Source organism: Luteimonas sp. KH_071 (assembly GCF_057838005.1).
The window spans coordinates 205638-217687 of record NZ_CM174458.1; the positions used below are offsets into that span (position 1 = coordinate 205638).

General features: G+C 66.6%; 17 protein-coding genes. 15 read left to right on the top strand and 2 right to left on the bottom strand.

What is annotated here, in order from left to right; translation table 11 throughout:
- Window positions 1-65 precede the first annotated feature (65 nt).
- Genes AC3IRM_RS00935 through AC3IRM_RS00970 form a run of 8 tightly spaced genes read left to right on the top strand, consistent with a single transcriptional unit; the run spans window position 66 to window position 5565 of the window.
- Window positions 66-389, top strand: coding sequence for a hypothetical protein (locus tag AC3IRM_RS00935; protein WP_310238352.1), 324 nt, complete (start codon window positions 66-68; stop codon window positions 387-389).
- 36 nt (window positions 390-425) lie between these two features.
- Window positions 426-848, top strand: a complete 423-nt coding sequence (locus AC3IRM_RS00940; RefSeq protein WP_489204474.1) for a hypothetical protein — start codon at window positions 426-428, stop codon at window positions 846-848.
- Window positions 849-864: 16 nt separating this feature from the next.
- The gene (locus tag AC3IRM_RS00945; protein WP_489204475.1) at window positions 865-1656 is read left to right on the top strand and encodes a hypothetical protein; all 792 of its coding nucleotides are present in this window, start codon (window positions 865-867) and stop codon (window positions 1654-1656) included.
- 3 nt (window positions 1657-1659) lie between these two features.
- Window positions 1660-2283 (top strand): hypothetical protein, encoded by a 624-nt coding sequence (locus AC3IRM_RS00950; protein WP_489204476.1) that lies wholly within the window; start codon window positions 1660-1662, stop codon window positions 2281-2283.
- 25 nt (window positions 2284-2308) lie between these two features.
- Window positions 2309-2980, top strand: a complete 672-nt coding sequence (locus AC3IRM_RS00955; RefSeq protein ID WP_489204477.1) for a FliH/SctL family protein — start codon at window positions 2309-2311, stop codon at window positions 2978-2980.
- Window positions 2977-4335, top strand: coding sequence for a FliI/YscN family ATPase (locus AC3IRM_RS00960; RefSeq protein ID WP_489204478.1), 1359 nt, complete (start codon window positions 2977-2979; stop codon window positions 4333-4335). Before AC3IRM_RS00955 ends, AC3IRM_RS00960 begins: the two co-directional genes overlap by 4 nt.
- Window positions 4332-4820, top strand: a complete 489-nt coding sequence (locus AC3IRM_RS00965) for a hypothetical protein (protein ID WP_489204479.1) — start codon at window positions 4332-4334, stop codon at window positions 4818-4820. Before AC3IRM_RS00960 ends, AC3IRM_RS00965 begins: the two co-directional genes overlap by 4 nt.
- Window positions 4821-4842: 22 nt before the next feature.
- Complete coding sequence (locus tag AC3IRM_RS00970) at window positions 4843-5565, top strand: hypothetical protein (RefSeq protein ID WP_489204480.1); 723 nt, start codon at window positions 4843-4845, stop codon at window positions 5563-5565.
- Between the two features lie 69 nt (window positions 5566-5634).
- On the opposite strand, the gene AC3IRM_RS00975 is transcribed toward AC3IRM_RS00970, so the two are convergent.
- On the bottom strand, window positions 5635-6297 hold the full coding sequence (locus tag AC3IRM_RS00975) for a GNAT family N-acetyltransferase (protein ID WP_489204481.1): 663 nt from the start codon (window positions 6295-6297) through the stop codon (window positions 5635-5637).
- 200 nt (window positions 6298-6497) lie between these two features.
- On the opposite strand from AC3IRM_RS00975, the gene AC3IRM_RS00980 reads away from it, so the two are divergent.
- From AC3IRM_RS00980 to AC3IRM_RS01010, 7 genes are all read left to right on the top strand, one after another.
- Window positions 6498-6719 (top strand): hypothetical protein, encoded by a 222-nt coding sequence (locus tag AC3IRM_RS00980; protein ID WP_232138363.1) that lies wholly within the window; start codon window positions 6498-6500, stop codon window positions 6717-6719.
- A 3-nt stretch (window positions 6720-6722) separates the two neighbouring features.
- Entirely contained in the window at window positions 6723-7028 is a 306-nt protein-coding gene (locus tag AC3IRM_RS00985) for a hypothetical protein (RefSeq protein WP_489204482.1), read from the top strand.
- 275 nt (window positions 7029-7303) lie between these two features.
- Window positions 7304-7723: a hypothetical protein gene (locus AC3IRM_RS00990; protein WP_489204483.1), complete on the top strand. Its 420-nt coding sequence runs from the start codon at window positions 7304-7306 to the stop codon at window positions 7721-7723.
- Window positions 7724-7914: 191 nt separating this feature from the next.
- Entirely contained in the window at window positions 7915-8241 is a 327-nt protein-coding gene (locus AC3IRM_RS00995) for a hypothetical protein (RefSeq protein ID WP_133394710.1), read from the top strand.
- A gap of 31 nt (window positions 8242-8272) precedes the next feature.
- Complete coding sequence (locus AC3IRM_RS01000; protein WP_489204484.1) at window positions 8273-8761, top strand: hypothetical protein; 489 nt, start codon at window positions 8273-8275, stop codon at window positions 8759-8761.
- A gap of 12 nt (window positions 8762-8773) precedes the next feature.
- On the top strand, window positions 8774-9481 hold the full coding sequence (locus tag AC3IRM_RS01005) for a hypothetical protein (protein ID WP_489204485.1): 708 nt from the start codon (window positions 8774-8776) through the stop codon (window positions 9479-9481).
- A gap of 79 nt (window positions 9482-9560) precedes the next feature.
- On the top strand, window positions 9561-10262 hold the full coding sequence (locus AC3IRM_RS01010) for a DUF6683 family protein (RefSeq protein WP_489204486.1): 702 nt from the start codon (window positions 9561-9563) through the stop codon (window positions 10260-10262).
- 61 nt (window positions 10263-10323) lie between these two features.
- Here AC3IRM_RS01010 and AC3IRM_RS01015 read toward each other — a convergent pair whose 3' ends face one another.
- Window positions 10324-11823 (bottom strand): hypothetical protein, encoded by a 1500-nt coding sequence (locus AC3IRM_RS01015; protein ID WP_489204487.1) that lies wholly within the window; start codon window positions 11821-11823, stop codon window positions 10324-10326.
- Between the last annotated feature and the right edge of the window lie 227 nt (window positions 11824-12050).

The window sequence follows — 12050 nt, forward strand, 5'->3', positions numbered from 1 at the left end:
CGTTTCGCAGTTCGCTTCGCATCCAACGCTGTATCCACTTTCAGACCGTCGCAAGGAGTACTTCCATGACCACGATTTCCAATGATCAGATCGGCAGCTTCATCGGCCGCGCTTCCATGCAGGGTGACAACGGCGTGCGCAAGGCCGGTGGCGGCGCAAGCTCGTCGAGCTGGTACGAGGCGATGTCGCGCGCGTGGGGCCAGACCCTCGACCAGCAGGCGACCAAGATCACCAACCTCTCCGATGTCATCGGCCAGGGTGGCGATCAGCCGTCGAACGTGGTGCAGCTGACCGCCGAGAGCCTGCGCATGCAGTTCCTGTCCAACAACGCCTCGACCTCGCAGAACAGCGTCGGCCAGGCGCTCGAAACGCTGGGCCGCAAGCAGTAAGCGACGCCCGCAGACCACAGCAGCAAGGAGAAGATCATGGTCGACGCGATCCAGGCCGTTGGGCTCGAAGCCGCGGCACAAGGGGCATCGGGCGCCGGCGCCAACCAGCCGGTGGCCGCTGCGTACGAAGTCGGACAGTTCGCACAGGCGATGGACCGCGCGGGCACCAGCTCGGCAGCGGCTGCCAATGCGCCGCAGGGCGTCGCGAGCGTGGGAGCATCGGAGCCGTCCGAAGGCGTCCGCATGCTGATGTCCGCGATGGACAACCTCAACGGCGGTGCATCGAGCATCCAGGACCTCGCCAAGACGATGACCCAGAATTCCGGCGAACTCACGCCGGGTCAGGTCATCGAAATGACGATGAAATCGCACCACTTCCTGTTCCAGTGCGAAATGACCTCGAACGTCGCGAACCGGACGTCCGATGGCATCTCGCAGCTGTTCCGCCAGCAGTCCTGATCGAGAGGTGATCGGCATGCGCGATTCACAACCCTGCGTCACCAAACGATGGTCCGCGTGGATGGGCATGCTGCTCGCCTGCCTGCTGCTTGCCGGTTGCGGCGGTACTGCGCTCTACAGTTCCGTGGACGAGCGGCAGGCCAACGAGATGATGGGTGCGCTCATCGGCTCAGGCATTCAGGCGCAGAAGAAGCCGTCGGCAACCAAGGTCGGCTGGGATGTCTTTGTCTCGGAAGGCGACATTCCGCAGGCGATGGCCGTGCTCGGCTCGCGCGGTCTGCCGCGGCAGAACTACCAGAACCTTGGCGACATTTTCAAAAAGGAAGGGTTTGCGTCGTCGGCGACCGACGAGCGTGGCCGGTACCTGCATGCGCTGCAGCAGGAGATCACCCAGACGCTGACGATGCTGCCCGGCGTCGCGCAGGCGCGCGTGCATCTCGCACTGCCCGAGCGTGATCCGCTCGGCGGTTCGAACGGCAAGACATCGGCGGCGGTATGGATCTTCGAACAGCCGGGGGCCAACGTCCGTGACCGTGAGGCCGACATCAAGATCGTGGTCAAGGACGGCGTCGAAGGCCTGACGGACATCAACCAGGTATCGGTGAAATTCGTGTCCATGCCGGCGCCACCCGAAGCGGCTTCGTCGGGCGGCACCGCGATGGCGCTGTCGGCCGTGAGCCCCATGGCGATCGTGATCGCCGCGCTGGTCGTCGCGCTGCTGGCGGTTGCGTTCGCGTTTGCAGGGCGCCTGAAGGCGCGCAAGCCCGCGACGGCGGAAAAGGCGCCGCCGGCACGCTGGCAGGGCTGATCCATGTCGCTGGATGCGCTGCTCGCCGAGGTCGATCCGCGTTGGCACGGCGCCGGTGAGGACGGTCTGGACGAGGCGCTGCTGCAGCGCGCCCGGTCCAGTCGTCTTGGGCGCCGGCTCCTCGCGGGTGCCCTTGCCGACGGGCCGGCCGCGCATCTGCTGGCGCCGTCGCCGGAAGGATTTTCCATTCTGGTTGCGCGCTGGAATCGTGCGCGGCTGAGCGGGCTGCATCGAGATCTGGGCGTGCTGGCATACGCGCCGGCGATCCGCGCCGAGGTCGGACGCGACGCGGTCAAGCGCATCAAGGCGGTACTAGGCAGCAGCTATCTGTTGGCACTCGACCGCAGCGTCTGGGATGCGAAAGTCGATGCACCGCTGCAGAGTCGGCTGGCATCGATGCTCGCCGCGGCGTTGGCGACGGGTGACGCCTTCGGTGCGCGTCTGTTCGACGCGCTGGAACTGCAGGGTCGCGCCGAATTGCAGGCTTGGGCGCGCCAGCGCGAACCGGCGCTCGCCGATTGGGCGCAGCTGGTGTATCCGCCGGGCGAACTGCCGCGGGCGCATCTACCGGAGAAGCCGTTGCTCATCGTCCATACGCATCATCAGAATCGCGCCGTCGCGGCCTGATCCAATTTCTCTACCGGAAATCCGCATGACGATCCCCGACGCCGCATCCGCCTCTCCCGTTCGACGGACGCCCGGTGCTGCCGTCGTCTTCGAACGTCGCGAGTTCGGTCGCGGCGTTTCGGCGCCGATCGTGCGCGCGGCGGAGTGGCAGTCGCTGGCCGAGCTCGACACCCTGCTGGCGCGGGTCAATGCGCTCTATGACGACGCGCAGGCCGAGGTGCAGAGGGCGCGCGAGCAGGGCTACGCGGAGGGGTTCGCAGAAGGCCTGGAGCGCGTGAAGCAGCAGATGACCGAGCAGCTTGCTTCCCTCAACGAGCGTCGCGCGCGCGTGCTCGGCGATGCGGTCGGGCGCATCGGTGATCTCGCCTGCACGATCGTCGCGCGCATCGCGCCTGATTTCGACGCTGCGAAAGTGGTGCCGGCGCTGGTGATGCGCGCGGTGGAATCCGCGCAGGCCGAACAGTTCCTGATGATCCGTGTGCATCCCGATGCACGCGAGGGTGTCGAACGCGGGCTCGGCGCCGTGCGCCAGGCGCATCCGGGCGTCGGCGTGATCGAGCTGGTCGATGACGAGAGTCTGGATCCGCTGAGCTGCGTGGTGGTCTCCGAAGCCGGTGAAGTGCGCGCAGGCGTGAGCCAGCAGATCGAGGCGATCCGCGCGGCGCTGGCGCAGGCGAGCGCGGTGGCGAGCGCATGAATCCCGAACCGGCCCTGTCGCTGCTCGATGGCCTCGGCGCCAGCGCAGTCGCCAGTGATCCGTTGTTGCACGCGCTCGGACAGGTCCAGGCGATCGAGCGCGTGGGCCGCGTCAGCGAGGCCTACGGCACGCTGATCAAGGCGACCGGTCTACGCGCGGCGATCGGTGAGCTCTGCTATCTGCGCAATCCCGGCGACGCCCGTTTCGAACTGGCGGCCGAAGTGGTCGGTGTCGCGCGGCAGCACACGCTGTTGACGCCGCTCGGCCCACTCGACGGCATTGCGTCGACCACCGAGGTCTATGCGACCGGGAAGCAGGCATCCGTGCCCGTCGGCGAAGGGCTGCTCGGACGCGTGCTCGATGCGCATGGCGCGCCGATCGACGGCAAGGGTTCGTTGGGCGCGACTGTCGACGCGCCGATCTACGCACCGTCTCCCAATCCGCTGTCGCGCAAGCTGATCGACCGACCGTTCTCGACCGGCGTGCGCGCGATCGATGCGGTGATGACCGCGGGCGAAGGCCAGCGCATCGGCATCTTCGCCGTCGCCGGCGGCGGCAAGAGCACCTTGCTCGGGATGCTGGCCCGCGGCGGCGATGCCGACGTCAACGTCATCGTGCTGGTGGGTGAGCGCGGCCGCGAGGTCAACGAATTCATCAGTGACAACCTCGGCGCCGAAGGTCTGGCGAAGTCGGTCGTCGTCGTCGCCACGTCCGATCGTCCGGCGCTCGAACGCAGCCGTGCGGCGTGGGTGGGTACCGCGATCGCCGAGCATTTTCGTGACCAGGGCAGGCGCGTGCTCCTGCTGGTCGACTCGGTGACGCGCTTCGCGCGCGCGCTGCGGGACGTGGGTCTGGCGATCGGCGAGCCGCCGGCACGGCGTGGTTTCCCGCCGTCGGTGTTCAGCGAAATGCCGAAGCTGTTCGAGCGCGCGGGCAACAACGACAAGGGCTCGATCACCGCGTTCTATACCGTGCTGGCCGAAGACGAAGACGGCGGCGATCCTATCGTCGAGGAAGTGCGTTCGATCCTCGATGGCCACATCGTGCTGTCGCGCAAGCTCGCCGCGGCGTACCACTACCCGGCAATCGACGTCCTGACCAGCCTCAGCCGCACGATGCCACGCGTGGTCGACACGCCGCATCTGCGCGCGGCTGGACAGCTGCGCAAGTATCTGGCCAAGCACCAGGACATCGAGCTGTTGCTGCAGCTCGGCGAATACAAGCGCGGCACCGATCCCGATGCCGACATCGCGATCGAGAAGATCGGGCCGATCCGCAACCTGCTGCAGCAGTCCGAACACGAGCTCGTGCCGTTCGACACCTCGTCCGGTGCACTGCGGAAGCTGTTCGGATGAAACGCTATCCGCTCCAGACCCTGCTGCAACTGCGGGAACACCGCACAGAAGCGGCGCGTCTGGTCGTACTGGAGAAACAGCGCGCGCTGCAGCAGTGCATCGAAGCCTGCACGCGCGTGCAGGGTGAACTGAGCGGGCTGGAGCGGGATCGCAGCGGGCATCGCGCGCGTCTGCTCGATCCGCCACCGTCCGGCGTGCCGTGGCCGTCCGCGCTGACGCAACGCGAGGCGCATATCGATCTGCTCGGCGAGCAGATCACCGGCGCGCAGCAGCGGCTGTCGAAAGCCCAGGACGCCGTGCGACAGGCCGAGACCCTGCTGCAGGAGGCGCGCGATGCGTTCTTCCGCGCCAAGGGCCGGCAGGACGCACTGGAGAAGCGCCGCGATCTGTGGAAGCGCGAGCAGCGTGGCCTGTTCGAACGGCAGGAAGAGGCGACCAACGAAGATCTGATGCAGGCGCGCTACATGGCGGCGCGGCAGCAATAGTACGGACACGAGGAGACGAACGATGAGCGTACAGCGCAACGATTCCGCTTCCAGGCCGCCGGACCAGGCAGCGCGCAACCGGCAGGTCGACCGCGAAGCCAAGGCCGACACCAAGGACACGCCGCCGCGCGAGCGTGTCGATCAGTTCCGTTCGATGATGGAGCAGGCCCGCGGCCACATGCCGGGTCTGCAGGGTGAGGCGGAACTGGCCGGTGGCATGGCGCAGGACGGGGGCGAGTTGCAGGAAGGCGAAATGGCGGAGCTGGCCAGTCAGCAGGAGGCGTTCAAATCCCGGCAATCCTTGTCTGACGTGGTCGATGCGCGCACCTTCCGTCAGCAGCACGAGCACGGGTTCGGCTCACAACACGCGCAGGGCATGGAATCGGCCGCAATGCTGCAGGCGCAGATGGCGATGCGCGACGGTGCATCGCCGGCTGCACCGGCCGCTGCAGCCTCCAATGCCGGCCAGCTGTTCGACATGATGGAAAAGCACGTGCGGCAGATGGCGGTCCACGACGCGCGAGATCCCGGCGGCGACGGACAGGTATTGCTGCGCATGTCGGACGCCACGCTGCCCGGTACCGATCTGTTGCTGAGCAAGAGTGCGGACGGCTGGGTGCTGCGCGCCGACAGCCGCTCGCGCGAAAGCTTCGATGCGATCCGCGAAGCGGGCCCGCAGCTGGCAAAACGCTTCGCCGAGCAGAATCTCGGCACTCTGACGATCGATCCGCACTACCACGGCTGACAGGCGCTCCGGCACATGCGCCCCTCCATCCGGGGCGATGGTGCGTGTCCGCGACACGCTCGGGTCTTGTCATTCCTGGTGCGTGTCCGCTTTACACGGGCCGGCTCGACGCGGCCGCAGGCCGTGCCAGTCCTTGCGCGCCATACGGAAGCGGCGCGCGACATTGCCGAACTGTTGCCCCGCTTCGATTTCGTCGAATCCCAGACGCCGTAACAACGGCGGTACCGATCGGTTCTCCGGTGCGCACTGTGCGATCAGCGCGGGCAGTTGCAGCGTCTCGAATGCATGCATGCACAACGCCGCGCCGCCCTCGATCGCATAACCGCGGCCCCAGGCCGACGGCAGCAGGCGCACGCCGATGGCGATGTCACCCGCACCACCACTGGGCGTCAACGAAAAGAGTCCGATGAAGCGACCCGCGCGATCGCGCGTATGCCAGAGCCCGAGTCCCGGCCGCTCGCGATAGAGCTTGTTGGCCCACACCACCAGCCCCATCGCATCGTCGAGCGTGGCGATCGGATCGTCGAGCAGCATCCGGGTGACGCGTTCTTCGCGGCCGAGTTGCAACAGGTCGATGACATGCCGAAACGCGAACCCATGCAGCCGCAGCCGTCGCGATCGCAATTGCTCTTCTGTCGGATAGTCGCGGCCTTCCGGCGGCAGATCGTCGCGGGAAAACGCGGGCAGCGTGGCATCCGCTGCATCCGCGGACGGGGCTGGGTTCGTCGGCATGAGGCTTTTATAGCGCGGCCGACCTTGGTGGCGTAGAGAACGCGTGGACTAGGGCGCACCCTAGATGGGGTACGACCTAGCTGTCGTCGCAACGCGTTGGGAAGACACTGCGTCTGCAGTCGCGTCCGTCCGTTTCCGCTCCGGACGTCCACGCGCAGAAATCCAAACGTTGTCCATTTTCAATCCAAAGGAGTTTCACCATGTCCAGCGACGTCTTTTCCGGCATCGGCTCTCTGATCGGCACCGCGTTCGGCGGCCCCCTCGGCAGCATCATCGGCAACCTCCTCGGCGACCTCGTCGGTCAACTGTTCGATTCGGCCCTCAGCGGCCTGTTCGATGGTCTGGGTCTGCCGCAGTCCGCGCAGGACGCAGTCACCGAAGGCTTCAAGGGTGGCTTCAACATCAACTTCGGCGGCAAGTAATCCATGCAGTACGACCAGCAGGCCCAGCGACAGGCGTGGATCGATGGTCTTGCCCAGCTCCGGCAGCAGGGCGCGATCGATGCGGATGACGAGAACACCCTCATCCGGCATATGGACGAACGTCTGGAAGCGGTGCAACTCGAACTCAAGGCACTCGTGCCCGAGTACGAAGAGCGCAGCGAACGCGATGGCAGGGAGGCCGCGGATGCTTGGCTGGGCGAACGCTCCCGCGAAATGGGTGAGCGTGAGGGCGCGGACGCAAGGCGGATGGTGGACTCTCTGACCTCTGTCCAGGCCCCTACAACCTGAGCATTTCCCCGGTCGCCACATTACCGGGATGCGATATCGAAGAAGCCTGCAGCTCACACTGCAGGCTTCTTCTGTGATCGTCGTCCCGTGTCGCGTTCCTAGGGCCCGACCTAGGTGCGGCGGAAGCGCCGGCCCCGCATCATCGGCGCAGGTGCTCGCGGGCACCGTCTACAGAGGCTTCATCGTCGAGGCTGCAGCCTGACGCAACCGTATCCGCGATACGACCTGGCAGACGATGCCCGGTCGCATTGCTCTCAAAAAGGGAGTTCGAGCGCATGTCGTCATCCGCACCCAATCCGTCCACCGATTTCAAGGCATTGCGCGCGTCGCTGCTCGAGCGTTTTGAAACAGAGCTGCGCGAGCAGCGCGATATCGATGCTGCGAGCCGCGAGAGCATGATGGCGCAGATGGAGGAGTCGCTCGACAAGATGACCTCTCTGCAGGACCCATCCGATGCCGCGCAGATCCGCGCGAGTCTGGCGCAGACACTGGGCGTGCTCCACGCCAGCGGTCTGGTGGATCAGGCGGGCAGTGAGGAAGTCGAGCAGGCGTTCGCCGAAAGCTATCGCGTATTCGACAATCCTGGCGTCAAACGTGCGCTGGAATTCGCCCGCATTTCCCGTGAGCAGGGTGAGGACGCGGCGCGTGCATGGCTGGCTGCGCAGGAAGGCGGCAACGCACGCACTGCTGCATGAACTGAATAGAGGAATCGGCGAATGTCTAGGGTACGCCCTAGTTGCCGCTGCCCAGCACGACGCGCAGGATTGACCCATCAGCGGTACGTGGCCCGGATGTCCTGATTGCAGCAGAGGTGATGCGCAGCGGAATCGGCCCATCGAACGGATTCATGTGTTTTCCAAAACTTTGAAACCCAGGAGATAGTCCAATGAGCGTCAATTTCGAAGTGAATCTGCAGATCGCCCAGGCCGGCCTCGACAGCATCAGCGGCGAGGGCAAGGGTGGGAAGGGTGAAAGCTGGCTGGTGGCCATTGCCAAGGCCATGGGCAGCATCCTCGGCGAGAAGGCCCAGAAGCTCAACGATCTCAGCGAGAAGCTGAACGGCCTGACCGGCAAGGACGACGCGCAGGAATTCAGCGCCACGCAGACCGAGTTCCAGGCCGAGTCGCAGATGTTCAACATGCTGTCGAACACTATTTCTACTGCGATCAAGTCGATCGGTGAAGGTCTGGCAGCGAACGCCCGCAAGCAGTAATCGGGCGCTTGCGATACTGGAGGGCAGGTGCTTGGCACCTGCCCTTCTTCGTTTCGGTTGTTGTAGTGCGCGCCACTACATGGCGCTTACGTTTTTCGCGCGAGTATCGGGCGGTGCCCCTAGGAGAAACGCCGTGAAAATGTCCAGATCCGGAGTGCCTGCGCTGAAGTGCGACGCGCGCCCGCGTTGGCGCGGTCGTCTTGCCTTGGTGACGTTGTGCGTTTCTGCTCCGCTGTCGTTGGCGATGGCCCAGTACGATCCGGGCGCCACGCTCGATCTGGGCATGGGATACGGACAGAACGCCCTGTCGCAATCCGCAATGCGGAATGCTTCCGACAATCTGCGCGATTCCGAATCCCGCAAGAGCGACGACTACGCCGGCAGCGGCAAGTCGCGTGATGCACACCTGGCGGAACTGCGCGTCGAGTATGCGCGGCGCGTCGCGGCCGATGGCGTCGCCAGCGCGAATGCGTGGGCCTCCGAGATGGGGCGGCGCGATGCGCGCGCCGAGCGCGATTGAATGTGGTGGTCGATGCGTCTCAGCGGCCTCGCGCTGTTCCTGACGGGATTCGGATTCACGACGGGCTGCTCTGGCAGCTCCACGGAGTCCGCGGCGACGGCAGCGGAGATCGAAGCCACAGCTGCCGATCCGGAGCGACTCGACGCGGATTTCATGAAGGCCTATCGCGAGGGGTTCTCCGGCCGGGAGCCGACATCCCCGGCGCGCCGGGAGACTGCCAGCGCGCGCGATACCGACGCCTCGGGAGTCGACCGGGACTTCGTGGCCGGCTACTCCCAGCTCACCAGTCTGCCCGTACAGGATGTCGCGACGTTCGTCGAATCGGGTGATGCGGATGCATTGCTGCAGGCGCGTTACCAGGTCAGCGGGCTGACGCGGGGCGCGCTGGTCCCGGCCAATGTGCTGTTGTTCGTCGCGTCCTGGGAGGCCTACACCGGCACACGTGCATCGCCCGGGCAGGTGCAGGGGCTGCAACAGCAGATGCAGTCCCTGTGGACCAAGGGTGCCGACTTCGAACGTTCTTCTGAAGGTCAGCGACAGCGGCGGCTCTACGAACTGTTGGCAGCGGTTCTGATGCGCGAGAACGCGCGTATCCGGCAATCCGGCGACGCGGGCGAGATCGCCGCGTTCCGGGAAACAGTGCGCGAGGATTTCCTGCGCCAGTCCAATAACGATCTCGCGCGCTACGACCTGACCAACGACGGATTCGTCGAACGTTGAGCGGTCGTCGCAGCGGGTTCCACTCGAGATGCGGGACACCAGGTCCCACATGCAGAATCCAGATCACAGGAGTTCCGTCATGACCGAGATGCATCGCGCGACAGCCCGTCCCCGTTGGATCGTCTGGGCGTCGACGCTCCTGTGCGCGTGCGCCATGGCGACGTCGGTCAATGCGGCTGATGGCGACGCCGCCGTGCAACGCGCACTCCAGCAGGCCATCTCACGGCCCGCGCCTGCGCAGGTCGACGCGCAGGCGGTGGAGACGCTGTCGTTCCGCCGCGATGCGGCCGTCAGTGCCCGCGTGCAGCAGGAGACGATCCGCGCGTTCGGACGCAATCCGCAACAGGTGGCGGATATGGAGAAGGTGATCGGCTCGGGCGAGATGCTGCGCGAGTTCGACAAGATCCTGCGTCGCTACGGCTATGACCCGACCAACCTCGGCGATGTGCTGGCCGCGCACCTGCTGATCTCGTGGGAGGTCGTCAACGACCGCGATTCACGCCAGTCGCCGCAAGGGCAGCGCGCGGTGCGACGGCAGCTGATCGGCCCGCTCGCTGCCGTGCCGGAGATGGCCGCAATGTCCGATGCGGCCAAGCAGGCGCAGGCCGAGCGCACCGCCTATCTCACGATGGTCTCGGCGCTGACCTATCAGTCGATGAAGCAGCAGGGCAATCGGGAGGCCTTGACCGCGCTGTCGGCAAGCGTGCGCCAGGGCTTGCAGGGCAATGGCGTGGACCTGCAGCGGGTCACGCTGGGTGACGGTGGGCTGGTCATGCGTTGAGGATCGACAGCTCACGATAAAGGGCGCGCCGCATGCGGCGCCTTTTTTTATGACGCAGGCGCTAACGACGGATCGGATCGGGCGGCGGCCGCTGCGCGCGCATGAGCTGGCGCCCGAGCCACCAGGCGCCGAGGGCGGCCACCAGCCCCGCCCATGCGAACTCGCCCGTCCAGCGACGCAGTGTGGGCGCAGCGGGCAGTTCGCCAAGGCTCAGCAGGAAGCTGACGAGGACGAGCCCCAGGCATCCGTAGGCCACGATCGCCAGCACCCAGAACATCTGCTGGAAGACCTTGGCGACCTGGCGCGGCGTGTCGTCGTCGTACGGACGCATGAGGTGCAGGCGGCCCTGTGCGGCTGCGAGCATCCACTGGCCCAGCTCCTGCGCGCCGACCTTCAGGCGTCCGCGTCGACGCAGGCCGGGACCATCCAGGGTGTAGGTCCCTGCGCCGGTCAGCTCGGCGCGGACCGGGCCACCGGCGTCGAGCGAGGCCGTACCGGCAATCGGATTGCCGGACGCCTGCGCTTGCGGATTGCCGGCGAGCTGTTGCGCGACCGGTGCCTGCGCCACGGTCGTCGCCAGCGGCACAGCCGCGAGCAGGGCCGCGCCCTGAAGGGCGGCGGGCACGTTGGGCGGTAGGGGCGGCGGTGCCTGTTGCGGTACTGCTGCACGATCGGCGGCCGGGTTGCCGGCCGGCGCAAACGGCGCGTCCGTCCGTGCAGGCTGCACCTGCTGGGGGACCGGCGCCGGCGCGGTCTGCTGCGACAGCGTGTTCGCGCTCTGCGGCTGCGGCTGGGTGGCCGGTGGCTGCGGCGCCTGCGCCATGGCCTGCATCGAGGTTGCGGGCTGCTGCGCGGGCACGGCCTGGGTCTGGGCCAGCGTCTGGGACGGCGCGGCTTGCATCGGTCCTGTCGGTGGTTGGGTCGACGCCACCTGGAGCGTGGCAGGGGTCGCCGCCTGCGGCGCCGCGGTCGCCGCAGTCGGCCCGGCAGGCAACGCGTTGGCGACCGTCCGCACCACGTTGGCTGCAGTGTTGACGACAGTGCCCGGCAGGTTGCCCAGCCCCTGCGCGGGGCCCGTCGGGTTGCCCAGCCCCGGTGCCGTACCCGGCGCACCGCCGGGTGACGTGGGTGGCAAAGCGCCCGGTGTTGGGCCTGGCGGACTCAGGATGTTGCGAAGCGAGCTCGTGACGGTATTGAGGACGTTGCCGGCCGTGCCGATCAATCCACCCCCCTGTGCCAAAGGCCCTGGCGTCGCGTTGCCGGCGTTGCCGGCATTCCCGGAAAACGGCAGAGGCGGCGGCCCGATCGACAGGCCGCCCGGCAGATTGAGGGTGGGCAGTCCCGAAGACGTCTGCCCTGCTGGGGTGTGACCGCCGGTTGGCTGCCCTGCGCCCAAATTGGCGCCGGGGAAGATGTTCTGTGCCTGCTGCTGGGGCATTGCCTGCATCTGCTGGCCGAAGTTCGATCGCAGCGCCTGGAACAGACCGGGCACCAGGCCGGGCCCTCGTGCAGACGACGACGAAGACGAAAACAATCCGAGCGGATCGGGCAGGAGTGACACCGTTGCCTCCGGGGGCTGGATGGCAGGCGGAAAGAGACGCGCAGGGGACCGCTTCGATGACGGCTTTTCCCCGAGGGTAGGCGCCGCGAGGCGCCGCCACACCCTGGGGTGAACCCTAGCGTGCGCCGTTCTGGGACGGCGGTCGCAGCATAAAAAAAGGGAGACTCGCGTCTCCCTTCAAGCCGGCAAAGCCGGAGGACTATGGTGTGGCGGACGCAGGCTACCGC

Bases quoted from the DNA above. Each gene is read 5' to 3' on its own strand.
- AC3IRM_RS00940 (WP_489204474.1), top strand. From the start codon at position 426: ATGGTCGACGCGATCCAGGCCGTTGGGCTCGAAGCCGCGGCACAAGGG.
- AC3IRM_RS00935 (WP_310238352.1), top strand. From the start codon at position 66: ATGACCACGATTTCCAATGATCAGATCGGCAGCTTCATCGGCCGCGCT.
- AC3IRM_RS00965 (WP_489204479.1), top strand. From the start codon at position 4,332: ATGAAACGCTATCCGCTCCAGACCCTGCTGCAACTGCGGGAACACCGC.
- AC3IRM_RS00955 (WP_489204477.1), top strand. From the start codon at position 2,309: ATGACGATCCCCGACGCCGCATCCGCCTCTCCCGTTCGACGGACGCCC.
- AC3IRM_RS00990 (WP_489204483.1), top strand. From the start codon at position 7,304: ATGTCGTCATCCGCACCCAATCCGTCCACCGATTTCAAGGCATTGCGC.
- AC3IRM_RS00985 (WP_489204482.1), top strand. From the start codon at position 6,723: ATGCAGTACGACCAGCAGGCCCAGCGACAGGCGTGGATCGATGGTCTT.
- AC3IRM_RS00960 (WP_489204478.1), top strand. From the start codon at position 2,977: ATGAATCCCGAACCGGCCCTGTCGCTGCTCGATGGCCTCGGCGCCAGC.
- AC3IRM_RS00950 (WP_489204476.1), top strand. From the start codon at position 1,660: ATGTCGCTGGATGCGCTGCTCGCCGAGGTCGATCCGCGTTGGCACGGC.
- AC3IRM_RS00945 (WP_489204475.1), top strand. From the start codon at position 865: ATGCGCGATTCACAACCCTGCGTCACCAAACGATGGTCCGCGTGGATG.
- AC3IRM_RS00995 (WP_133394710.1), top strand. From the start codon at position 7,915: ATGAGCGTCAATTTCGAAGTGAATCTGCAGATCGCCCAGGCCGGCCTC.
- AC3IRM_RS01005 (WP_489204485.1), top strand. From the start codon at position 8,774: ATGCGTCTCAGCGGCCTCGCGCTGTTCCTGACGGGATTCGGATTCACG.
- AC3IRM_RS00980 (WP_232138363.1), top strand. From the start codon at position 6,498: ATGTCCAGCGACGTCTTTTCCGGCATCGGCTCTCTGATCGGCACCGCG.
- AC3IRM_RS00975 (WP_489204481.1), bottom strand. From the start codon at position 6,297: ATGCCGACGAACCCAGCCCCGTCCGCGGATGCAGCGGATGCCACGCTG.
- AC3IRM_RS01010 (WP_489204486.1), top strand. From the start codon at position 9,561: ATGACCGAGATGCATCGCGCGACAGCCCGTCCCCGTTGGATCGTCTGG.
- AC3IRM_RS00970 (WP_489204480.1), top strand. From the start codon at position 4,843: ATGAGCGTACAGCGCAACGATTCCGCTTCCAGGCCGCCGGACCAGGCA.